The sequence below is a fragment of the Mycolicibacterium mageritense genome (assembly GCF_010727475.1).
In the GTDB taxonomy this organism is placed as follows: Bacteria; Actinomycetota; Actinomycetes; order Mycobacteriales; family Mycobacteriaceae; genus Mycobacterium; species Mycobacterium mageritense.
This window is the reverse complement of the sequence record NZ_AP022567.1, coordinates 291,605-312,908: the sequence shown is the minus strand read 5'-3', so window position 1 is coordinate 312,908 and position 21,304 is coordinate 291,605. Positions and strand designations below refer to the sequence as shown.

20 protein-coding genes are annotated in these 21,304 nt (G+C 68.8%); 14 read left to right on the top strand and 6 right to left on the bottom strand.

From position 1 onward, the window contains the following. The first annotated feature begins 5 nt into the window (after positions 1-5). Together G6N67_RS01525 and G6N67_RS01520 are read left to right on the top strand one after the other, a co-directional pair. Complete coding sequence (locus G6N67_RS01525; protein WP_036437465.1) at positions 6-1,133, top strand: adenylate/guanylate cyclase domain-containing protein; 1,128 nt, start codon at positions 6-8, stop codon at positions 1,131-1,133. Positions 1,134-1,262: 129 nt separating this feature from the next. Next, positions 1,263-1,949, top strand: a complete 687-nt coding sequence (locus G6N67_RS01520) for a DUF305 domain-containing protein (RefSeq protein WP_051579016.1) — start codon at positions 1,263-1,265, stop codon at positions 1,947-1,949. Here G6N67_RS01520 and G6N67_RS01515 read toward each other — a convergent pair. After that, on the bottom strand, positions 1,946-3,058 hold the full coding sequence (locus G6N67_RS01515) for a HAMP domain-containing sensor histidine kinase (RefSeq protein WP_036437464.1): 1,113 nt from the start codon (positions 3,056-3,058) through the stop codon (positions 1,946-1,948). The two genes, G6N67_RS01520 and G6N67_RS01515, sit on opposite strands and share 4 nt — an antisense overlap. Beyond that, positions 3,055-3,756, bottom strand: a complete 702-nt coding sequence (locus G6N67_RS01510; protein WP_081812738.1) for a response regulator — start codon at positions 3,754-3,756, stop codon at positions 3,055-3,057. Before G6N67_RS01510 ends, G6N67_RS01515 begins: the two co-directional genes overlap by 4 nt. 89 nt (positions 3,757-3,845) lie before the next feature. Between G6N67_RS01510 and G6N67_RS01505 the strand changes: the two genes are divergently transcribed. The 6 genes from G6N67_RS01505 to G6N67_RS01480 all read left to right on the top strand — a co-directional run bounded on the left by G6N67_RS01505 (position 3,846) and on the right by G6N67_RS01480 (position 10,054). Further along, on the top strand, positions 3,846-4,064 hold the full coding sequence (locus G6N67_RS01505) for a heavy-metal-associated domain-containing protein (protein ID WP_036437462.1): 219 nt from the start codon (positions 3,846-3,848) through the stop codon (positions 4,062-4,064). Positions 4,065-4,087: 23 nt separating this feature from the next. After that, positions 4,088-5,005 (top strand): DUF8832 domain-containing protein, encoded by a 918-nt coding sequence (locus G6N67_RS01500; protein WP_051579014.1) that lies wholly within the window; start codon positions 4,088-4,090, stop codon positions 5,003-5,005. Positions 5,006-5,020: 15 nt separating this feature from the next. Then, on the top strand, positions 5,021-7,237 hold the full coding sequence (locus tag G6N67_RS01495; protein WP_036437461.1) for a heavy metal translocating P-type ATPase: 2,217 nt from the start codon (positions 5,021-5,023) through the stop codon (positions 7,235-7,237). Further along, positions 7,234-7,629 carry a putative copper homeostasis (lipo)protein LpqS gene (lpqS, locus tag G6N67_RS01490; RefSeq protein WP_163642091.1) on the top strand — a complete coding sequence of 132 codons (396 nt, stop codon included), beginning with the start codon at positions 7,234-7,236 and terminating at the stop codon, positions 7,627-7,629. The genes G6N67_RS01495 and lpqS overlap by 4 nt, the downstream gene beginning before the upstream one ends. A gap of 95 nt (positions 7,630-7,724) precedes the next feature. Next, a complete protein-coding gene (locus G6N67_RS01485) occupies positions 7,725-8,813 on the top strand; it encodes a PLP-dependent cysteine synthase family protein (RefSeq protein WP_036437460.1) in 1,089 nt (362 codons plus the stop codon). Then, positions 8,810-10,054, top strand: coding sequence for an MFS transporter (locus tag G6N67_RS01480; RefSeq protein WP_036437459.1), 1,245 nt, complete (start codon positions 8,810-8,812; stop codon positions 10,052-10,054). The genes G6N67_RS01485 and G6N67_RS01480 overlap by 4 nt, the downstream gene beginning before the upstream one ends. On the opposite strand, the gene G6N67_RS01475 is transcribed toward G6N67_RS01480, so the two are convergent. Continuing rightward, positions 10,035-11,051 (bottom strand): AIM24 family protein, encoded by a 1,017-nt coding sequence (locus G6N67_RS01475; protein WP_081812707.1) that lies wholly within the window; start codon positions 11,049-11,051, stop codon positions 10,035-10,037. The genes G6N67_RS01480 and G6N67_RS01475 overlap by 20 nt on opposite strands. 40 nt (positions 11,052-11,091) lie before the next feature. Here G6N67_RS01475 and G6N67_RS01470 point away from each other — a divergent pair, with 40 nt between their 5' ends. Together G6N67_RS01470 and G6N67_RS01465 are read left to right on the top strand one after the other, a co-directional pair. Next, positions 11,092-11,295, top strand: a complete 204-nt coding sequence (locus tag G6N67_RS01470) for a hypothetical protein (protein WP_036438526.1) — start codon at positions 11,092-11,094, stop codon at positions 11,293-11,295. Between the two features lie 74 nt (positions 11,296-11,369). Further along, positions 11,370-11,930, top strand: a complete 561-nt coding sequence (locus G6N67_RS01465; RefSeq protein WP_036437457.1) for an ATP-binding transcription factor AbmR — start codon at positions 11,370-11,372, stop codon at positions 11,928-11,930. A 69-nt stretch (positions 11,931-11,999) separates the two neighbouring features. Here the strand turns inward: G6N67_RS01465 and G6N67_RS01460 are convergent, their stop codons facing one another. Together G6N67_RS01460 and G6N67_RS01455 are read right to left on the bottom strand one after the other, a co-directional pair. Further along, a complete protein-coding gene (locus G6N67_RS01460) occupies positions 12,000-13,889 on the bottom strand; it encodes an ABC transporter ATP-binding protein (RefSeq protein WP_036437454.1) in 1,890 nt (629 codons plus the stop codon). After that, positions 13,886-15,631, bottom strand: coding sequence for an ABC transporter ATP-binding protein (locus tag G6N67_RS01455; protein ID WP_036437451.1), 1,746 nt, complete (start codon positions 15,629-15,631; stop codon positions 13,886-13,888). Before G6N67_RS01455 ends, G6N67_RS01460 begins: the two co-directional genes overlap by 4 nt. A 118-nt stretch (positions 15,632-15,749) precedes the next feature. On the opposite strand from G6N67_RS01455, the gene G6N67_RS01450 reads away from it, so the two are divergent. Together G6N67_RS01450 and G6N67_RS01445 are read left to right on the top strand one after the other, a co-directional pair. Further along, positions 15,750-16,340 (top strand): DUF3558 domain-containing protein, encoded by a 591-nt coding sequence (locus G6N67_RS01450; protein WP_036437448.1) that lies wholly within the window; start codon positions 15,750-15,752, stop codon positions 16,338-16,340. Then, the gene (locus G6N67_RS01445; RefSeq protein WP_036437445.1) at positions 16,337-16,897 is read left to right on the top strand and encodes a DUF3558 domain-containing protein; all 561 of its coding nucleotides are present in this window, start codon (positions 16,337-16,339) and stop codon (positions 16,895-16,897) included. The genes G6N67_RS01450 and G6N67_RS01445 overlap by 4 nt, the downstream gene beginning before the upstream one ends. Positions 16,898-16,899: 2 nt before the next feature. Here G6N67_RS01445 and G6N67_RS01440 read toward each other — a convergent pair whose 3' ends face one another. Further along, a complete protein-coding gene (locus tag G6N67_RS01440) occupies positions 16,900-17,400 on the bottom strand; it encodes a SixA phosphatase family protein (RefSeq protein ID WP_036437442.1) in 501 nt (166 codons plus the stop codon). A 106-nt stretch (positions 17,401-17,506) separates the two neighbouring features. Here G6N67_RS01440 and G6N67_RS01435 point away from each other — a divergent pair, with 106 nt between their 5' ends. Both G6N67_RS01435 and G6N67_RS01430 read left to right on the top strand, forming a co-directional pair. After that, entirely contained in the window at positions 17,507-18,667 is a 1,161-nt protein-coding gene (locus tag G6N67_RS01435; RefSeq protein WP_036438524.1) for a metallophosphoesterase family protein, read from the top strand. Then, a complete protein-coding gene (locus tag G6N67_RS01430; RefSeq protein ID WP_036437440.1) occupies positions 18,664-21,294 on the top strand; it encodes an AAA family ATPase in 2,631 nt (876 codons plus the stop codon). Before G6N67_RS01435 ends, G6N67_RS01430 begins: the two co-directional genes overlap by 4 nt. The last annotated feature ends 10 nt before the right edge of the window (positions 21,295-21,304 follow it).

Here is a 21,304-nt window from a genome sequence, read left to right as displayed (position 1 = left end):
CTGGCGTGCCGGAACAGCTCAGCCCCGCAGAGCTCGAGGCTTCGGGTCTGCTCGACGGTCTGGACGAGCGCACGCGCACGGAGCGCATCGAGCTGATCCCGTGGTTGCTGGACCGTGGCGTGACGGTCGAGCAGATCCGCAACGAGATCGCGCCGATGCTGCTCGCGCCGCGCCGGCTGGTCGGTGACGACGGCAGCTACGTCTCGGCACGTGAGATCAGCGAGAAGACCGGCATCGATCTCGAGCTGCTCCAGCGCATGCAGCGGGCGATGGGCCTGCCGACCGTCGACGATCCGGACGCCGCGGTGCACCTGCGGGCCGACGCCGAAGCGGTGTCGTTCGCGCAGCGGTTCATCGAGATGGGCATCGAGCCCGACCAGATCGTGCAGATCACCCGCATGCTGGCAGAGGGCCTCGGCCGGGCCGCCGAGGTCATGCGGTACGCCGCACTCGCCGCGGTGCTGCGGCCCGGTGCGACGGAGCTGGAGATCGCCGAGGGCTCCGAAGAGCTGGTGGCCGAAGTGGTTCCGCTGCTCGGGCCCATGATCTCCGACATGCTGTTCGTGCAGCTGCGCCACGCGATGGCGAACGAGGCCGTCAACGCCTCGGAGCGGGCCGAGGGCTTGCCGCTGCCGGGGGCCCGGTCGGTCACCGTCGCCTTCGCCGATCTGGTCGGATTCACCCGATTGGGTGAGGCCGTTCCACCGGAAGACCTTGAGCGGCTGGCGAATCGGCTTGCCGAGGCCGCACGCGACGTCGCCGTCGGGCCGGTCCGGCTGATCAAGACCATCGGCGACGCGGTGATGTTCGTCAGTACCGATCCGGTGGCTTTGCTGGACGCTGCGCTGGCCTTGGTGGCGGTCACCGAAACCGATGACGACTTCCCGCGATTGCGCGTGGGCCTCGCGACGGGCATGGCGGTGAGCCGGGCCGGTGACTGGTTCGGCAGCCCGGTGAATCTGGCCAGCCGCGTCACGGGTGCGGCGCGGCCGGGCACGGTGCTGGTGGCGGAGTCCGCGCGCGAAGCCATCGGCGCCGCGGACGCGTTCACGTGGTCGTTCGCCGGGGCCCGGCACCTCAAAGGCATCAAAGGCGACGTGAAACTGTTCCGTGCGCGCCGCGCTGTTTCCTGACTCGGCCGGACGAGCGGGCTGTGGCCTTTATCGAATCTTCACAGAACCTCTAGTCCCGCCACATGGCACGTGCGGCAGGCTCGGTATCGAGATACCCGAGACCGGTAGCTGAGAGGAACAGCACACAAAATGTGGACGTGGAAGCAGACAACCCTGATGGGCGCCGGCGCACTCGTGGCGGTGGCCGTCACGGCAGGCTGTAGTGGCAACTCCGACCAGGCCGCGCCGTCGCCGAGCCCGTCGGCCGCCGCGAGCAGTTCGCTGGCGCCGACCACGGCATCGCAGGACCAGGCGCACAACGACGCCGATGTGATGTTTGCCCAGCACATGATCCCGCACCATCAGCAGGCGGTCGAGATGAGCGACATGCTGCTGGGCAAGCAGGGCATCGACAAGCGCGTCACCGATCTGGCCACCCAGATCAAGGCGGCGCAGGGCCCCGAGATCGAGCAGATGCAGGGCTGGCTCAAGCAGTGGGGCAACCCGCCCATGCCGCCGATGTCGTCCATGCCGTCAGGGGACATGGGCCACGGAAACATGGGCGACATGGGGCACGGCGCGACAGGCGGCGACATGCCCGCGATGCAGGGCATGATGTCAGACGCCGACATGACCGCACTGCAGAACGCCCAGGGCGTCGAGGCCGCCAAACTGTTCCTCACCCAGATGATCGCGCATCACGAGGGTGCGATCACCATGGCCAAGGACGAGATCGAGAAGGGGCAGTACCCCACCGCCGTGCAGATGGCCAAGGCGATCGTGACCACTCAGCAGCAGGAGATCGACACCATGCGGAACATTCTGGGTACGCTTTAGCGGCCCGGCAGGGTGATCGTGAACGTGGTTCCCGTTCCCGGCCCGGCACTGGTCGCCGCGATATGGCCGCCATGCGCTTCGACCAGCGCCTTGGTGATGGCCAGCCCGAGACCTGAGCCGCCGCGGTCACGGTCGCGTGCGGTGTCCGTGCGATAGAAGCGCTCGAACACGTTCGGCAGATGATCGGCACTGATGCCGTCGCCCGAGTCGGTGACGGTGAGCCTGACGGTCGCGCCGTCGGCGGCGGCGCCGATCTCGACGAGCCCGCCTGCCGGAGTATGGCGCAACGCGTTGTCGAGCAGGTTGTCCAGTACCTGTGCGAGCCGGTGCCGGTCCGCCCACAACTGTGGCAGCCCAGGGTCCACGTGCGTCGACAGCCCGACGCCCTTGGCGTCGAACCGGTCCTGGGCTGCCGCCGCGGCCGCGCCGACGACGTCGTCGACGGTCACGGTAGCCGGGGTGATCAGGGCCTGGGTTTCCTCGGCCTGCGCGAGCGCGGCGGCGTCGGCGGCGAACCGCACCAGCCGGTGGGTCTGTTGCCGCAGCATCGCCACCGTTTCGGGGTCCAGGGTGCGCACACCGTCCTCGACCGCCTCGAAGTACGCCTCCAACACTGCGACGGGAGTTCGGATCTCATGTGCCAGGTCGGCGAACAGGCGGCGGCGGCTCGCGTCCACGGCTTCCAGCCGTCCCGCCATCTGGTTGAAAGAGCGGGTCAGGGAATCGAAATCGTCGCCGAGGTGGGCCGGCGGAACCCGGGAGTCGTAGTGGCCGTTGGCAATTGCGGTTGCGGCCGCGGCGACACCGGTGACCGACCGTTGCAGGCGGCGGCTCACGTACCAGGTCACCACGAGCGCCGCGAGCACCGCGACGCACAATGCGACGCCGATCGAGATCACCGTCGCGTAGACATAGGCCTCTTCCGCGTGCATCTGCTCGGCAGAGTCGCCGGACACCCCGGCGCGGTGCAGGTGCTCCCGGAACAGCGGTGGCCCGACGACGGCGGCCACCAGGCCGGTGGTACCTGCGCCCGCCGCGAGCACGAGGGCCTGGGCGAGCAGCAGTCTGGCCCCCAGGCCGGGCCGTTTCCGCAACCGCGGGGCCGTCACCGTCCCGAACCCATCCGGTATCCGACACCGCGCACGGTGATCACGTACTGCGGGTCGGCCGGGTCGTCGCCGAGCTTGCGGCGCAGGTGACCGATGTGGACGTCCACGAGGTGCTCATTGCCGACATATGTCGGCTCCCAGACCGTTTCGAGGAGTTGACGCCGGCTCAACACCACGCCTGGCCGGGCCGACAATGCGGCAAGAACGTCGAACTCCGTGCGGGTCAACAGGATCGGTTCGTCGTCGATGAACACCTGGCGTCCGTCCACGTCGATCCGCAGCGCGCCGAACCGGCGTTCGTCGGCCGCGGGTGCCGCATTGCGTGGCCTGCGCAACATCGCGCGGACCCGCGCGACCAGTTCGCGCGGGCTGAACGGCTTGGTCATGTAGTCGTCGGCTCCCACGGACAGGCCCACGATGGTGTCGACCTCGGTGTCGCGGGCGGTCAGCATCACGACATACGCGTCGGAGAAGGTACGCAACTGGCGGCACACCTCGACGCCGTCGATGCCGGGCAGGCCGAGGTCGAGAACCACCACGTCGGGATCGATGTCGCGGGCAAGCCGGACGCCGTCGTGCCCGTCGTGGGCGACCGTGACGTCGAACTGTTCGCGGGTGAGGTAGCTGGCGATGACGCCGGCGAGGGCCTCCTCGTCGTCGACGACGAGGGCCCGGTAGCCGGCAGATGTTCGGTCCACTGTGACATCGTGCACCAGACCACCGATTGATACCCTAGGGGGGTATAGTATGAATGCGACAGCGACAGTCGACGGGAGAAAGGGCCCGCATGAGCGATCCGACCAGCACAGTGACGGTCACCGTGAGTGGAATGACCTGCGGACATTGCGTTTCCTCGGTGCGTGAGGAGATCGGCGGCATCCCCGGCGTCACGGCCGTGGACGTCGATCTGGCGAGCGGCCGCGTCACGATCGCCAGCGAGGGCGCGGTCGATCAGGGCGCGATCAAAGAGGCCGTAGAAGAAGCCGGCTACGAACTCGCCGGCTGAAGACACAACGAGAGGATCTGACCGTGACCGCCGCCCAGAAGATCGCCGCGTTCGCCGCCGCACTCGCGGTGGTGTTCGCCGCCGCGCTCGGCGTCGGCGCACTCGTGGGCGGCGCCCCCACGGCGCCCGCCACGCACGCCGAGGTGCCTGTTCCCGAAGCCGCAGAACCGGCGCTGCCCGCGGGCCTGGCCGCCACCCAGGACGGCTACACCCTGCAGCTCGGCCAGACGATCGTGCCGTCGGGTGCCGCGGTGCCGCTGACGTTCCGCGTCACCGACCCGTCTGGTGCGACGGTCACCGACTTTGTCGACAGTCATGAGAAGCAACTGCACCTGATCGTGGTGCGGCGTGACCTGACCGGATATCAACACGTGCACCCGGTGCTCGACAGTTCGGGCACCTGGAGCGTGCCACTGAACCTGCGCGAAGCCGGGGCCTACCGGGTGTTCGCCGACTTCGTCCCCGCCGGTGGACCGGCGCTCACACTGGGCACCGACCTGCAGGTGGCGGGCCGGTACGACCCGCAACCGCTGCCGGCCGCGGCCTCGACCGCGACGGTCGACGGATACACCGTGACGCTGACCGGTGTGGCGGCGGCCGGCGAACCCTCGGAACTGACCCTGTCGGTGAGCCGGGCCGGTAAGCCCGTCACCGACCTGCAGCCCTACCTCGGCGCATACGGGCATCTCGTGGCGCTGCGCGCGTCCGACCTGGCGTACCTGCACGTGCATCCCATGGGTGAGCCCGGCGACGGCACCCCGGCCGGTCCCGGCATCGGCTTCCACACGGCGTTCGCGAGCCCGGGCGAGTACCGGTTGTATCTCGACTTCAAGCACGGCGACGTGGTGCGCACCGCAGAGTTCACCGTTGCGGTACCGCGGGCGACGCAACCTGCGACGGCGCCGTCGGCGCCCGCGCCTGCCGACGGCCATGGACACTGAGCGACAGGAGACATCATGAGCACAGCGACCGAGCATGTCGAACTGCAGATCGGTGGCATGACGTGTGCGTCGTGCGCGGCGCGCATCGAGAAGAAGCTCAACAAGCTCGATGGCGTCACCGCCACCGTGAACTACGCGACCGAGAAGGCCAGCGTCCGGGTCGCCGGTGAGGTCACCCCCGCGCAACTCATCGAGGTCGTCGAGGGCGCGGGATACACCGCACAGCTGCCGGAGACCGAACCGGAGACCGAGGCGGGTGCGGACGATCCGACGGCCGCGCTGCGCACGCGGCTGATCATCTCGGCCGCGCTCGCGGTTCCGGTCATCGCGATGGCGATGATCCCCGCGCTGCAGTTCACCAACTGGCAATGGCTTTCGCTGACGCTGGCCGCGCCGGTCGTGGTGTGGGGCGCGTGGCCGTTCCACCGGGCCGCGTGGACCAACCTGCGCCACGGCACCGCCACCATGGACACGCTCATCTCGATGGGCACCCTGGCGGCCTTCGGTTGGTCGGTCTACGCGCTGTTCTGGGGCACCGCCGGGGCGGCAGGCATGACGCATCCGTTCACGCTGGCCGTCTCCCGGTCCGACGGCGCCGGCAACATCTACCTCGAGGTCGCGGCCGGTGTAACAACCTTCATCCTGGCCGGCCGCTATTTCGAAGCCAGGTCCAAACGACGCGCCGGGGCCGCGCTCCGCGCGCTGCTGGAACTCGGCGCCAAGGACGTCGCGGTACTCAAAAACGGTACGGAGCAACGTATTCCGGTAGAGCGGCTGGTGGTCGGCGACGAGTTCGTGGTGCGGCCGGGGGAGAAGATCGCGACCGACGGCGTGGTGATCGAGGGCTCCTCGGCGGTCGACGCCTCGATGCTCACCGGGGAATCGGTGCCCGTCGAGGTCGGGCCGGACGATCAGGTGGTCGGTGCCACGGTCAACGTCGGTGGCCGACTCGTGGTGCGCGCCAGCCGAATCGGATCCGACACGCAGCTCGCGCAGATGGCTCAGCTCGTGGAGGAAGCCCAGAACGGCAAGGCGCAGGCACAGCGCCTGGCCGACAAGGTGTCCGGCATCTTCGTGCCCATCGTCATCGCACTCGCGGTGGGCACCCTGGGATTCTGGATCGGCACCGGCGGATCGGTCGCAGCCGCGTTCACGGCGGCGGTCGCGGTGCTCATCATCGCCTGCCCGTGCGCGCTCGGGCTGGCCACTCCGACCGCGCTGTTGGTCGGGACCGGTCGCGGCGCGCAACTCGGGATCCTGATCCGCGGGCCGGAAGTGCTCGAGTCGACGCGGCGTGTCGACACGATCGTGCTCGACAAGACCGGCACCGTGACCACCGGGACCATGACCCTGCTCGACGTCGTCACGGCCGAGGGCGACGACGTCGCCGACGTGCTGCGGCTGGCCGGTGCGCTGGAGAACGCGTCCGAGCATCCGATCGCGCGCGCCATCGCGCACGCCGCGCGCGACAAGGTGGGCGACCTGCCCCCGGTCGAAGATTTCGCCAACATCGAGGGGCTCGGCGTGCAGGGCGTCGTCGACGGCCACGCCGTGGTGGTGGGGCGTCGGCGGTTGCTCGCGGATTGGGCGCAACAGCTGCCCGCAGCGCTCGACGATGCCGTGCGGGCCGCCGAGCAGCAGGGTCGCACCGCCGTTGCGGTCGGCTGGGACGGTCAGGCGCGGGCCGTGCTGGTGGTGGCCGACGCCGTCAAGCCCACGTCACACGACGCCATCACCCAGTTGCGCGGCCTGGGCCTGCGCCCGGTCATGCTCACAGGCGACAACGAGGCGGCCGCCAGAACCATCGCCGAACAAGTTGGTATCGACGACGTTTACGCCGAGGTGCTGCCCAAGGACAAGGTCGACGTGATCAAGCGGCTGCAGGCCGACGGCGCCGTGGTCGCCATGGTGGGCGACGGGGTCAACGATGCTGCCGCGCTCGCGCAGGCCGATCTGGGCCTGGCGATGGGCACCGGGACCGACGCCGCGATCGAGGCGAGCGACCTGACGCTGGTCCGCGGCGACCTGCGGGCCGCGCCCGACGCCATCCGGCTTTCCCGCAGAACCCTGGCGACCATCAAGGGAAATCTGTTCTGGGCCTTCGCCTACAACGTCGCTGCGCTGCCACTGGCCGCGGCGGGCCTGCTCAATCCCATGCTCGCAGGCGCGGCCATGGCGTTCTCGTCGGTGTTCGTGGTGAGCAACAGCCTGCGGCTACGGCGATTCCGGTGATCGTGCCCCGACTGCCACGATTGGTGGCCGTGCTGGCGATCGCGGCGTGGGCGGGCGTGCTGGCCGGGCAGTGGCAGGCGGCCGGCCACGACCGGCCGGTACACCTGCCGCACGCCGTCTCGGCCGCGATCGACCCAGGCAGCGCGGTGCTGGTGGACCATCCGCACGCCGGTGACGGTTCGACACCGCACGCACCCGACAGTTTCACCGCCGCGGTGCTGCCCCGGGCCACCGTCACCGCGGCCGCGCTGCTTGCGGTGGCGTTCGTCGTGGGCTGCGTGCTGGTGTGCGGGTGCGCTGCGGTGCGCACGTTGCGAGGGCCACCTGACCATCATGGCGTCCCGCCCGCGGGTCAATCGCTTCTGCTCCGGATCTGTATCGCGCGCCGCTGATCGCAGCGCGAGTCCATCAGCGCGTAATGCGCTGTGGCCCAACGCTGTCCAGCCTATTGCCGCAGGCGCGGCTCCGATACAGAAACGGCGACGCCATGAACCATGTCCTGTCCGCACATTCCTTCCACGTCCTGCGCCGAAACCGCGGGCCCAACACCATGGTCGGCCATACCCCGGCGCTGTGGATCTCCGCTCCGTTCGCCGCCGACGGGCGCGGATTCTGGGCGAAGCTCGAAGGATTCAACCCAGGTGGCATGAAAGACCGGCCCGCGATGCACATGGTCGAGCAGGCCCGGGCCAGGGGAGACCTCAGGCCCGGCGGGCGCATCATCGAATCGACAAGCGGCACCCTGGGTCTCGGGCTGGCCTTCGCGGGCACCGTGTACCACCATCCCGTCACGTTGGTGACAGATCCGGGGCTCGAACCCATCATCGCGCGCATGCTCACGGCGTACGGCGCCGAGGTGTCGATGGTCGCCGAACCGCACCCCAGCGGCGGCTGGCAACAGGCCCGCCGCGACCGGGTCAACGAATTGCTCGCCGCTGACGCGTCCGCCTGGTACCCGGACCAATACAACAATCCCGACAATGTCGAGGCCTACCGGCCGCTCGCGCTCGAACTCAACGCGCAGATCGGTCACGTCGACGTGCTGGTGTGCTCGGTCGGCACCGGCGGGCATTCCGCCGGGATAGCCCGAGTATTGCGCGAGTTCAACCCGCAGATGCGACTGATCGGGGTCGACACCATCGGCTCGACGATCTTCGGTCAGCCCGCCGCGACGCGCGTCATGCGGGGTCTTGGCTCGAGCATCTATCCCCGCAACGTCGACTACGGCGCGTTCGACGAGGTGCACTGGGTCGCACCGGCCGACGCCGTGGCGACATGCCGCACGCTGGCCGCCACGTACTACGCGAGCGGAGGCTGGAGCGTCGGCGCGGTCGGGTTGGTCGCCGGGTGGGCGGCGCGAAACCAGCCGCGCGGCACCACGATCGCCGCGGTCTTCCCCGACGGCCCGCAGCGCTATTTCGACACCGTCTACAACGACGACTACTGCCGGGAGCTCGGGTTGCTCGATCACCGACCGGCCGACGAACCGGAGACGATCGGCGACCCGAACGAGCGCGTCGTGCAGACGTGGACCCGCTGCGAGACCGTCGTCGATCCGATGGCGGTGGCGAAGTGAGCGGTCTCGTCGCACAGTTCCGCAGCTTCGATCTGCCCAGCCGGCTGTTGATGGTCAACCAGTTCGGCATCAACCTCGGCTTCTACATGCTGATGCCCTATCTGGCCGGTTTTCTTGCCGGGCCACTGGGATTGGCGGCGTGGGCGGTGGGCCTGGTCCTCGGTGTTCGCAACTTCTCGCAGCAGGGCATGTTCATCGTCGGCGGCACATTGGCCGACCGGCTCGGCTACAAGCCGCTGATCGTCGCGGGATGTCTGTTGCGCACCGCGGGGTTCGGTCTGCTGGTCTTCGCGGACTCGTTGCCGGTCATGCTGATCGCCTCGGCGGCAACAGGTTTCGCCGGGGCACTGTTCAATCCGGCGGTGCGGGCCTATCTCGCCGCGGATGCGGGCGACCGGCGCGTCGAGGCGTTCGCCACGTTCAACGTGTTCTACCAGGCGGGGATCCTGTTGGGGCCGCTGGTCGGAATGGCCTTGATCGCGTTGGATTTCCGGGTGACCGCCGCGGTGGCCGCTGCGGTGTTCGCGGTGCTGACGGTGGCCCAGCTGCTGGCGCTGCCGCGGCACGCGACCGAACCTGCCGCGCAGCGCGGCTCGGTGCTCGACGACTGGCGCAGCGTCGTGGCCAACCGCTCGTTCCTGATGTTCGCGGCGGCGATGATCGGGTCGTACGTGCTGTCCTTCCAGGTCTACCTCGCGTTGCCGCTACAAGCGGCGTACCTGGCGCCCGGAGCCCAATCCTGGGTCGTGGCAGGATTGTTCGTGGTGTCAGGGCTGGTCGCGGTCGCCGGGCAGCTACGCATAACCCGGTGGTTCGCGGCGCGCTGGGGTGCCGGCCGCAGCCTCGTGATCGGGATGCTGCTGCTGGCCGTGGCGTTCGTTCCGGTCGCGGTGGTGCCTGACTCGGGCCGGCTCGGTGTGGTGGCCCTGCTCGCGACAGCGGCGCTGCTGGCACTGGGCTCGGCCGCGGTGTTCCCGTTCGAGATGGACACCGTGGTGTCGCTGTCCGGTGATCGCCTGGTGGCGACGCACTACGGCTTCTACAACACGATCGTGGGTGTCGGCATCCTGCTCGGCAATCTCGCCACCGGGTCGGCCATCACCGCGGCGCGTGCCGTCGACCGGCCGGAACTGGTGTGGCTCGGCCTGCTCGCGGTCGGTGTGGTGTCCGCGCTTGCGCTGTGGGTTTTGCACCGCCGTGGTCATCTCCGGCCGCGCATCCTCACTGCGTCGGGACGGTGATGCCCTCTGACGGCTGGACGATGACGAAGCCCTGTCCGTGGAATGCCACCTGCAGCGCCTCGCCCGAGCCCCGCCCGATGAGCGCGCCGGCCTTGAAGCTCGTCTTGAGCTGCGTCTGCAGATTGGCCGACCAGGCCACCACAGCATTGGTGTCGGCGTAGGTGGGGGCTTCGGCGGCGTTGAGGACGACCGGCGGGCCGTCGGTGGTCAGCGCGACCCAACCGGTGCCACGCAGCGTGGTGTTGAACAGCCCGCCGGTCGCGATGCTGCCGCCTTTGACGCGTTCGATGTTCCAGTCCAGGCTCGACGAGAACGCCAGCACGTTCTTACCGCTGATCGACAGGCCGGAGTTGGTCAGTTGCAGCAGGTGTACGTCGAAGCTCTGATCGGCGAGGAACACGTCGCCCTGGCCCTGGCACCGCATCAGCGGCAGGCCTTCGCCGGTCAGTGCCTTCTTGAGGAACTTGCCCGCACCGCCGCCCTCGAAGGCGAAGTCGACATTGCCCTGGTAGGCGACCATCGAGCCCTGCCGGGCCATGAACGGTTCGCCGAGGCGTACGCGCAGGAGTTTCGAGTTCTGGTTGGCGATGGGAGTCGCCTCCTTCTCGCTGAACCGGCCGTCGACCAGGTCGCCGCTGATGCCGGAGAAGCCGTCGCCCTGCGGCCCGCCGTACTGCTGGGCTTGGGGTCCGCCTTGCCCGCCGTACTGCTGGGCTTGGGGTCCGCCTTGCCCGCCGTACTGCTGCCCACCTTGCTGACCGCCCTGCTGCGGCCGGGCCTCATGCTGTCCGGGCCGCGGCTGGTCCCTCGGATCGGGCCCACCGCCCGGAGCGCCGGTGAGTGGCGCCCGCCCTTGCTGGCCCTGGTGCGACACCTGGTCTGTCCAGGACTGTCCGTCATGCCAGCGGTAGTCGAAGCGGCCTTCCGGATCCGGCAGCCATTGACCGTTCACCGTTTTCTCCTCTGGTCGGGTCGTACTCGAGCATTTGTCTGGCATTGGAAACGACACCAGGCTATCCGCTGGCATGCTGGTGGACATGGCAAAGGAAATCGACCGGGTGCGTGCGCAGAGCGCCGCCGCGGTCATCAAGCAGCATCCCGGCTTGGTGCTGTTCGCGCTGTCACCGGCGATCGTCGCGCTCGGTGTCGTGTGGTGGGTGTTCGGTACCGCGTGGGCGGCCTTGCTCCTGGTGGCGCTGGTGCTCGTCGGCGGTGCGGCGGTGTTGATGAAGCGCAACTAGCGGCTCGCCCACCACGGCGTTCGCCGACGGTGAACGCCGCGCTCACAGGGCTGTAACGGTGTAATTATGTAATCATGAAGCACCAACATCACCGCCGCCCCGGCGGCTGGCAACAAGCACAGCAACCCGACGCGAGCGACGCCGCCGAGTGGTTCGCCGGACGGCTACCCGACACCTGGTTCGCCGGTGACCCCACCGTCATCGTCGACCGCGAAGAGATCACCGTCATCGGTCATCTACCCGATCCCGCCGACGCCGAGAGCGAGGCGAGGGCCTCCGGACGGGCGGCCCGGTTCCGCGAGGAGACCCGCGGGGAGCGCATGCGCATCGCCGACGAGGCCCAGGACCGGTTCGGCCGCAAGGTCTCCTGGGGCGTGGACGTAAGCACCGGAGCGGGTGCTCCGGCGGAGCGGATCCTGTTCACCCACATCGCCGTTCCGGTGATGACGCGACTCAAGCAGCCGGAACGCCAGGTGCTCGACACCCTGGTCGACGCCGGTGTGGCCCGGTCGCGGTCCGATGCGCTGGCGTGGTCGGTGCGGCTGGTCGGCGAGCACGCCGAAGAGTGGCTGGCCAAGCTGCGCGAGGCCATGAAGAACGTCGACGATCTGCGCGCCGAGGGCCCTGGCGTCTGACCTGCGCGAGCACACGCATAATCGCATGAAACAACGGCAGTTGACGCGATTCTGTGTCTGCTCGGCGGGTTACAGCCGCGTCATCTCCCAATAGCGGCCGTGCCGGGCCACCAGCTCGGCATGCGTGCCGCGTTCGACGATCCGGCCGGCGTCCATCACCAGGATCAGGTCGGCGTCGCGGATCGTCGACAACCGGTGGGCGATGATGAAACTCGTGCGGTCCCTGCGTAATTCGGTCATCGCATGCTGGATCAGCAGTTCGGTGCGGGTGTCCACCGAACTGGTCGCCTCGTCGAGCACCAGCAGCTGGGGCCGCGCCAGGAACGCGCGAGCGATCGTGATCAACTGCTTCTCACCGGCACTGACGGCGCCGCCGTCGTCGTTGACCTGCGTGTCGTAGCCGTCGGGCAGGCTGTGCACGAACCGGTCCACGTACGCGGCTTTGGCGGCGGCGATCACGTCGTCGGCATCGGCCTCGGGTCTGCCGTATGCGATGTTGTCGTAGATCGTGCCGCCGAACAGCCAGGTGTCCTGCAACACCATGCCGATCGACGACCGCAGCGACTGGCGGTCCACCGTCGAGATGTCGGTTCCGTCGATGAGGATGCGCCCGGAATCCACGTCGTAGAACCGCATCAGCAGGTTCACCAGCGTGGTCTTGCCCGCGCCTGTCGGGCCGACGATGGCGACGGTACTGCCGGGCTCGGCGACCAACGACAGATCTTCGATCACCGGAGTGTCCGGACGGTAGCTGAAGTTCACCTGCTCGAATTCGACGCGGCCCGCATGGATGTCGAGCCGGGCGGGCGCGTCGGGCGGCTCCTCGGCGGTGTCGAGCAACTCGAAAACCCGCTCCGCACTGGCCACTCCGGACTGCAGAGTGTTGTACATGCCTGCGATCTGGGTGAGTGGCTGGTTGAACTGCCGCACGTACTGGATGAACGCCTGGATGCTGCCCAGCGTGATCTGGCCGGTCGCCACCTGCAGGCCGCCGACCACCGCGACGGCCACATAACTCAGGTTGCCGACGAACATCGTGGCCGGAGACACCAGCCCCGAGAAGAACTGTGCGGCGAAGCTCGCCTCGAACACGTCGCCGTTGAGCTCGGCGAACCGCTGCCGGGCGGCGGCGCGGTGACCGAACGTCCTGACGATCGTGAAGCCGCTGTAGGTCTCCTCGATGTGGGCGTTGAGCCGCCCGGTGTTGCGCCACTGCGCGACGAACAGTTTCGCCGAACGCCGGGTGATCCAGCGGGTCACCCACAGCGACAACGGCACGGTCACCACGGTCAGCAGGGTGAGCAGCGGTGAGATCGTCAGCATCATCACCAGCACAGCGAAAACGGTGAGCGCCGCGGTCATCAGCTGGCTTATGGTCATCGACACCGATGTCTGGATGTTGTCGACATCGTTGGTGACCCGGCTCAGCACCTCGCCGCGCTGGCGGGAGTCGAAGTAGGACAACGGGAGTCGGTGGATCTTGTCCTCGACCGCGGCGCGCAGCGTCAACATGGTGCGCTGCACGGCCACGATGAGCAGCCGGGCCTGCAACCAGACCAGCAGCGCGGCAATCAGATACAGGCCGAGTGCCAACGCCAGGGTGCGGGCCACCGCGCCGAAGTCCACACCGTGCCCGGGAACCACGTTCATGCCCGAGAGCAGGTCGGCGAACGTCGTGTCACCGCGGGCCCGCGCGGCTTCGACGGCTTGTTCCTTAGTGATGCCGACCGGCAGTTCACGCCCGATGACACCGTTGAACAAAAGGTCGGTGGCGTGGCCGAGGATGCGCGGGCCGATCACACCGATCGCGATACCCGCGACACCGAGCACGATCACCGCGATCGCGAGCCCACGTTGCGGCATCAGGAGTTTGACGAGTCGCAGGGCCGAGCCGCGGAAGTCGCGGGTGCGTTCGGCGGGCGCCTGCTGCAGCGCGCGGCGGCCCATCGGGAGCGTCATGGACGTTCACCTGCCCCGACCGATTGCGATTCGGCGAACTCGGCGTACGTGGGACATTCGGCCAACAGCGCGTCGTGCGTGCCGATCCCGACGATGCGGCCGTCTTCCACGACGACCACCTGATCGGCCTCGATCACGGTCGAGATGCGTTGGGACACGATGACCACGGTCGCGTCGCCCGAGATCTCCCGCAGCGCCGCGCGGACCCGGGCGTCGGTGTGGACGTCGAGCGCCGAGAAGGCGTCGTCGAACAGGTAGATGTTCGGTTTCCGGATGACGGCCCGCGCGATCGCGAGGCGTTGGCGCTGCCCGCCCGAGAAGTTGATGCCGCCCTGCGCGACCGGCATCTGCAACCCGTCGGGGTGCGCACGGACGAAGTCGTCGGCCGCGGCCACCCGCAGCGCCTCCCACATGTCGTCGTCGGTCAGCACCTGCCCCGGGCCCGCGCCGTAACTCAGGTTCTCGGCCACCGTGCCGGTGAACAGGTAGCCGCGCTGCGGCACCAGCCCGAGCGTCGACCACAAAGCCTCGATGTCGGCGTCGCGCACGTCGACGCCGTCGACCCGGACCGCGCCTGCCGTGACGTCGTAGAGCCGGCAGATCAGTGACAGCAGCGTCGATTTCCCGGATCCGGTCGAGCCGACCACCGCAGTCGTCGTGCCCGGCCGCGCTGTGAACGAAATGTCCTGCAGCACGGGTTGTTCGGCTCCGGGGTAGCTGAACGTGGCGTTTTCCAAGGCGATCTCGCCCGCGCGGGCCGCCGGTGACACCGGTCGGTGGGGATTGGTGATGGCCGGCCGGGTGTCGAGCACCTCGGTGATGCGTTCGGCGCACACCGAGGCCCGGGGGAACAGCACCAGCAGGAACGTCGCCATCAGCACTGCCATCAGGATCTGCATGAAATACGCCAGGAAGGCGATCAACGAACCCACCTGCATGTGACCCGCGTCGATGCGCAGCCCGCCGAACCAGATCAGCGCGACACTGGAGACGTTGATCACCAGGGTCGTGACGGGCAGCATGAGCGCCTGCCACCGGCCGCCCTCGATCGCGGTGTCGGCCAGCGCGCGGTTGGCGTCGGCGAACCGCAGCCGCTCGACGGGCTCGCGGGCGAATGCCCGGATCACGCGGATGCCCGCCAGCTGGTCGCGCATCACCCGGTTGATGCCGTCGATCACGCGCTGCAGCCGGCGGTAGATGGGCATGAGGCGACGGATGATCGTGTAGTTGGCGAGCGCCAGCACCGGGACACTGACCAGCAGCAGCCAGGACAATCCCGCATCCTGGTGCAGGGCCATCGCGATGCCGCCGATCGACATGATCGGCGCGGTGACCAGCATCGTGCAGGTCAGCTGCAGCAACTGCTGGACCTGTCCGACATCGTTGGTGGTGCGGGTCAGCAGGGTCGGGGCGCCGAACCGAGCGGTCTCGGTGGCCGAGAACGTCGTCACGTGCTCGAAGATCGCCGTGCGCAGGTCGCGGCCGAAGCTCATCGCCGCACGCGAGCCGAAATACACCGCACCCACTGCACACACCACCTGCAGGGCCGTGACCGCGAGCATCACGCCGCCGAGCTCGACGATGGTCCGCGTGTCGCCTTTGGCGACCCCGTCGTCGATGATCGCGGCGTTCACCGTCGGCAGGTACAGCGAGGCCAGCGTGCTGAGCACCTGGAGCACGGCCACCACGACCAGCAGCTGCCGGTACGGCCGCACATACTGTCGCAGCAGCGCCCAGAGCATCCAGCTACTGTCGCACACCCGGCCACGTCCGTACGTGTCCGGCCGCGGCGTTTGGTGAGCTTCGGAAAGTCCAGGTCAGTCGGCATGTCGGTGGTTGCCTTTTTCGGCTGCGGCTACAGTGCATGGCGTGACTCCCAGCACGGCCGCTACCGGATGGACCCGCAGCGCCAGAACATTGGCGGTACTCGCGGCCGCCGTGGTTCCGGTGTTCGCTGCGTGTTCGACCGATGAACCCACTTCGCCGGATGTACCCCAGACCGGGGCCCCGACCGCGGGGGCGTCCAAGCACGGACCGTTCTTCCCGCAGTGCGGCGGCGTGACGGACCAGACGGTCAGCGAGCTGACCCAGGTGCCGGGACTGGTGAACACCGCGACGAACTCGTCGGGCTGCCAGTGGCTGCAGAACGGCAGCATCGCGGGTCCGCACTTCTCGTTCACGTGGTTCCGCGGCAGCCCGATCGGTCGTGAGCGCAAGACCGAAGAGTTGTCCCGCACCAAGGTGGAGGACATCAACATCGAAGGGCACGGCGGTTTCATCGCGCTCGGCGGCGACATCCTCAAGCCGGACGAGATCAACCTGTGCGAGATCGGCATCCAGTTCGACGACGATTTCATCGAATGGTCGATCAGCTTCAACCAGAAGCCGTACCCGGATCCGTGCGAGGTGGCCAAAGAGCTCACCCGACAGTCGATTGTGAATTCGAAATGAGTGTTCCGACGGGAGTCAAGCGGGGAATCGCCACGGCGGTCGCCGGGCTGGCCGTGTTCGCCGGGTTGACCGGCTGCACCAAGACGGTCGACGGCACCGCGGCCAAGGAAGGCTCGGGCGGTGGGGCCAGCAACAACAATTCCCAGCAGAAGTACCCCAACCTCCTCAAAGAGTGCGACGTGCTCACCGAGGACATCCTGGCCAAGACGGTCGGCGCCGAGCCGCTCGACATCCAGAGCACGTTCGTGGGCGCGGTGTGCCGGTGGCAGGCCCTCAATCCCGGTGGTCTGATCGACATCACGCGGTTCTGGTACGAGCAGGGCAGCCTGGACAACGAGCGCAAGACCGCTGAGCAGCTGCAGTACGGCATCGAGACCCGCCGGATCAACGGTGTCGACTCGATCATCATGAAGACCAACGGTCCCAACGGGGCGTGCGGCGTGGCCAGCGACGCCGCGGGCGTGGTGGGCTGGTGGGTGAATCCTCAGGCGCCGGGTATCGACGCGTGCGGCCAGGCCATCAAGCTCATGGAACTGACGCTGGCCACCAACTCGTAGCGCTAGCGGGGCACGTGGAAGCTGACCAGTTCGGCGCCGCCGAGGCTCAACTGGTCCCACGCGCCCTCAGGGCGCAGCACGGCGATCGCCGAAGTGGGGAACTTCAGCGAAATCTGCTGCGCGGCAGAGACATTGCGACCGTCGGACAGGCCAAGCACCACCGCCGACATCGCAGGCTCGTGCCCGACGACCAGGACGGTGTTCACCGCGGCGCCGAAACGTGACTCCACACCGTTGATCTCGTCGATCACCGCCCCCGGCGTGGCGTCGTAGATCCGGTCGACGTACTCGACCGGCGCGGTGATCCCGGTGCGCGCCAGCGTCTGACGTGTCCTGGTCGCGGTCGAGCACAGCACGGCGTCGACGGACGGTGCGTGTGCGCGGATCCAGTCGCCGGCCAGCCCGGCCTCCCTGATCCCGCGGGCGGCCAGCGGGCGGTCGTGGTCGGCTACCCCGTCGGGGTAGTCGGACTTGGCATGACGCAGCACCAGCAGGGTTCTCATCGCTACCACGTTAGGCGCGCGTCCCGGGACTTGTCGGCACCCAGACCTAGACTCGCCTTGCCCGGTGCAGAACACGCGCCGCACGGACGACAGAAAGGACGGGCCGATGCGTTTCCTCCACACCGCCGACTGGCAGCTCGGCATGACCCGCCACTTTCTCAGTGCCGGTGACGGGGAAGCGCAACCGCGCTACTCGGCCGCCCGCCGCGACGCCGTCGCGGCTCTGGGCGCGGTGGCACAGCGGACGGGGGCCGAATTCGTGGTCGTCGCCGGCGACGTCTTCGAGCACAATCAGCTGGCCCCGCGTGAGGTGAGCCAGTCGCTGGAGGCCATGCGGGCCATCGGCGTGCCGGTGTACCTGCTGCCGGGCAACCACGATCCGCTCGACGCGTCGTCGGTGTACACCAGCGCGCTGTTCCTGGCCGAATGCCCCGACAACGTCGTGGTTCTCGACACCGCTGGGGTCCACGAGGTGCGGCCCGGGCTGCAGATCGTCGCCGCGCCGTGGCGGTCCAAGGCGCCGACCACCGACCTGGCTGCCGACGTGCTGGCCCAGTTGCCCGCCGATGGCGTCACGCGTGTGCTCGTCGCCCATGGCGGCGTCGACATCCTCGACCCGGACAAGGACAAGCCGTCGCTGATCCGGATGGCCGCGCTGGAAAGTGCCATCGCCCGTGGCGTCGTGCACTATGTCGCCTTGGGGGACAAGCACTCCCGCACCCAGGTCGGCTCCAGCGGCCGAGTCTGGTACTCGGGCTCGCCCGAGGTCACCAACTACGACGACATCGAGTCCGATCCCGGCCATGTGCTGCTCGTCGACATCGATGAGACCGATCCGCACCGACCTGCGCGGGTGAGCTCCGAACGTGTCGGCCGCTGGCGGTTCGTGACCCTGCGGCGTTCGGTCGACACCGACCGCGACGTGGCGGATCTCGACATCAACCTCGACCTGCTGCCCGACAAGGAACGCACCGTGGTGCGGCTGGCGCTGACGGGGTCGCTGACCGTGACCGACAAGGCTGCGCTGGATGCCTGTCTCGACAAGTACGCCCGGCTGTTCGGCGCGCTCACGTTGTGGGAGCGGCACACCGAGATCGCGGTGATACCTGCCGACGGCGAGTTCGACGATCTCGGCATCGGCGGATTCGCCGCCGCTGCGGTCGACGAACTGGTGGCGACCGCGCGATCCGAGGCCGACGCTGCCGACGACGCACGCGCGGCGCTCGGATTGCTGCTGCGGCTCGTGGATCGGAAGAACGTGGCATGAAACTGCATCGGCTGGTCCTGACCAATTACCGCGGTATCACGCACCGCGAGATCGAGTTTCCCGATCAGGGTGTCGTGGTGATCAGCGGCGCCAACGAGATCGGCAAGTCGTCGATGATCGAGGCGCTGGATCTGCTGCTCGAGGCCAAGGACCGTTCGGCGAAGAAGGAAGTCAAACAGGTCAAGCCCACCCACGCCGACGTCGGGGCCGAGGTTTCCGCCGAAATCTCCACGGGCCCATACCGGTTCGTGTACCGCAAGCGCTTCCACAAGCGCGCTGAGACGGCGCTGACGGTGCTGGCGCCGGTCCGCGAACAGCTCACCGGTGACGAGGCGCACGAACGCGTGCTCGCGATGCTCGGCGAGACCGTCGACACCGAATTGTGGCGCGCGCAGCGGGTGCTGCAAGCGTCGTCGACCGCGCCCGTGGACCTTTCGGGCTCCGATGCACTGGCGCGGGCCCTGGACGTCGCGGCGGGAGAGGCCGTCACGCTGTCCGGCGACGAGTCGCTGTTGATCGAGCGGATCGACGACGAATACCGGCGCTACTTCACCGCCACGGGCAGGCCCACGGCGGAATGGGGAGCCGCGATCAAGCGGCTGAGTGTGGCCGACGGCGAGGTCGCGCGCTGCGCGGCAGCGGTCGCCGAGGTCGACGATGCCGTCCGCCGCCATCAGGAACTCGGTGCCGAAGTCGCCAGGCTCACCGCGGCGCGCGACCAGGCGCAGCAGCGGCTCGCCGCCGCGCGCACGGCGGCCGACGCGGTCGCCGTGCTGCAACGCCAGCTCGCCGAAGCCGAGGTGGTGGCCGAAGCGGCGCGAGCGACCCACAGTGCGTCCTTGGCGGCGCTCACCGAGCGCCGCCGGATGCGCGCCGAAATCGACGAGCGCGCCGCCACCATCGCCCAGTCGGAGGCCGCGCTGACTGCCGCGGATGAGGAAGCCGACACCGCGCGCGAGGTGTATGAGGCGGCCGAAGACGAGCTTGAGGCCGCCCAGCGGGCCGTGTGGGAACATGAGGACCGGGTCGAGCAGGCCCGCATCGCGCTGCAGCGGCTTGCCGATCGCGATGAGGCCGACCGGCTCGTCGCACGGCTCAACAAGATCGACACCGCGACGCGGGAGCTCGACAAGGCCGTGTGCGAGCTGGCCGAGATCACGCTCGACGATGCCGGCATGCGCGCCATCGAAGCCGCCGCAGTCGCCGTCGAGCGTGCCGCGGGTCAAGCCGAATTGGCCTCGGCCCGCATCGAACTGGTGGCCGACGAGGATGTTGCCGTGCGGGTGGGCGACGCCGATGTCGCACTGCAGGCGGGTGTCGCGTGGAGCGTCAGCTCAACGGCGAGTACCGAAGTCCGGGTTCCGGGTGTGACCATGCGGGTGGTGCCGGGAACCCCTGCGGCCGAAACACAGTCCCGGCTCGACGCGGCTCAGGAGGTTCTTGCCGCCGCGTTGGCTGCCGCCGGCGTCGGGGACGTGGCACAGGCGCGGATCTTGCACGACCGGCGCCGGGAGCTGATCGGTAGCCGAGATCGGTTGCGCGCCACAGTGGAAGCGCTGGTCGGCGATGACGATGTGACGCAGCTGCGTGACCGGCTGGATGCCCTGCGCGCGGGCCAGCCGGCCGAGGCCCCGCTGTTCGACCTCGACGGCCCGGCCGATATCGGCACGGCCAGAACCGAACTCGACGCCGCAGTCGCGGCGCACCGGAAGGCGGTCGCGCACCGCGAGACCAGCCGGAAGGTGGCCGCCGCGGCGGGACAGGCGCGCACCGACAAGTCCACCCGGGTCACGGTGCTGCGGGAGAAGCTGACCGCGGCGGACGCCGAGCTCACGGTGTGCCGCGGCCGCCTCGATGCGCAGCGTGCCACGGCCGCCGATGAAGCGTTGGCGCTCAAGGCCCAGGCCGATGACGAGCAGGCCCGGGCCACCGTGGCCCGCGTCGCCGCGCTGCGCGGCGAATTGGACGCCACCGCGGCAGATTCGGTAGTCGCCGAACTCGACGACGCGACACGGCAGGCCGAATCCCTCGCGGCACAGCATGCCGCCGCGGTCGACGGGCTGCGGGAAGTCGCGGCCCAGCTCAAGGTGTACGGCACCGAGGGCCGTAAGGGGCTGCTCGATGCGGCCGAGACCGAGCGCGAACATGCCAAGGCCGAATACCTGCGCGTGCATCGCAGTGCCCGCGCCGCGGAGATGTTGCGATCGGTGATGGGCAGGCACCGCGACGCCACCCGGGCGCGGTACGCGGATCCGTTCCGCCTCGAGGTGCAGCGCCTGGGCCGGCTGGTGTTCGGCGAGGACTTCGAGGTCGGTGTCGACGTCGACCTGAAGATCAGCAACCGGACCGTTTCGGGCCGCACGGTGCCCTATGAGTCGCTGTCCGGTGGTGCCAAGGAGCAGTTGGCCATCGTCGCGCGGCTGGCGGGCGCGTCGCTCGTGGCCAAGGAGGACACGGTTCCGGTGATCATCGACGATGCGCTGGGCTTCACCGACGCCGACCGGTTGACCAAGATGGGCGCGGTGTTCGACGCGGTTGGCGGCGACGGCCAGGTGATCGTGCTGACCTGCAGCCCGGAGCGGTACGCGGCGGTCGCCGGGGCGCACCACATCGAATTGACCATATAACCGGCCCAGC

Coding starts and splice junctions, on each gene's coding strand:
- G6N67_RS01470 (WP_036438526.1), top strand. CDS start 11,092: ATGGCAAAGGAAATCGACCGGGTGCGTGCGCAGAGCGCCGCCGCGGTC.
- G6N67_RS01475 (WP_081812707.1), bottom strand. CDS start 11,051: ATGCCAGACAAATGCTCGAGTACGACCCGACCAGAGGAGAAAACGGTG.
- G6N67_RS01430 (WP_036437440.1), top strand. CDS start 18,664: ATGAAACTGCATCGGCTGGTCCTGACCAATTACCGCGGTATCACGCAC.
- G6N67_RS01465 (WP_036437457.1), top strand. CDS start 11,370: ATGAAGCACCAACATCACCGCCGCCCCGGCGGCTGGCAACAAGCACAG.
- G6N67_RS01460 (WP_036437454.1), bottom strand. CDS start 13,889: ATGACGCTCCCGATGGGCCGCCGCGCGCTGCAGCAGGCGCCCGCCGAA.
- G6N67_RS01485 (WP_036437460.1), top strand. CDS start 7,725: ATGAACCATGTCCTGTCCGCACATTCCTTCCACGTCCTGCGCCGAAAC.
- G6N67_RS01440 (WP_036437442.1), bottom strand. CDS start 17,400: ATGAGAACCCTGCTGGTGCTGCGTCATGCCAAGTCCGACTACCCCGAC.
- G6N67_RS01495 (WP_036437461.1), top strand. CDS start 5,021: ATGAGCACAGCGACCGAGCATGTCGAACTGCAGATCGGTGGCATGACG.
- G6N67_RS01435 (WP_036438524.1), top strand. CDS start 17,507: ATGCGTTTCCTCCACACCGCCGACTGGCAGCTCGGCATGACCCGCCAC.
- G6N67_RS01505 (WP_036437462.1), top strand. CDS start 3,846: ATGAGCGATCCGACCAGCACAGTGACGGTCACCGTGAGTGGAATGACC.
- G6N67_RS01455 (WP_036437451.1), bottom strand. CDS start 15,631: ATGCTCTGGGCGCTGCTGCGACAGTATGTGCGGCCGTACCGGCAGCTG.
- G6N67_RS01445 (WP_036437445.1), top strand. CDS start 16,337: ATGAGTGTTCCGACGGGAGTCAAGCGGGGAATCGCCACGGCGGTCGCC.
- G6N67_RS01520 (WP_051579016.1), top strand. CDS start 1,263: ATGTGGACGTGGAAGCAGACAACCCTGATGGGCGCCGGCGCACTCGTG.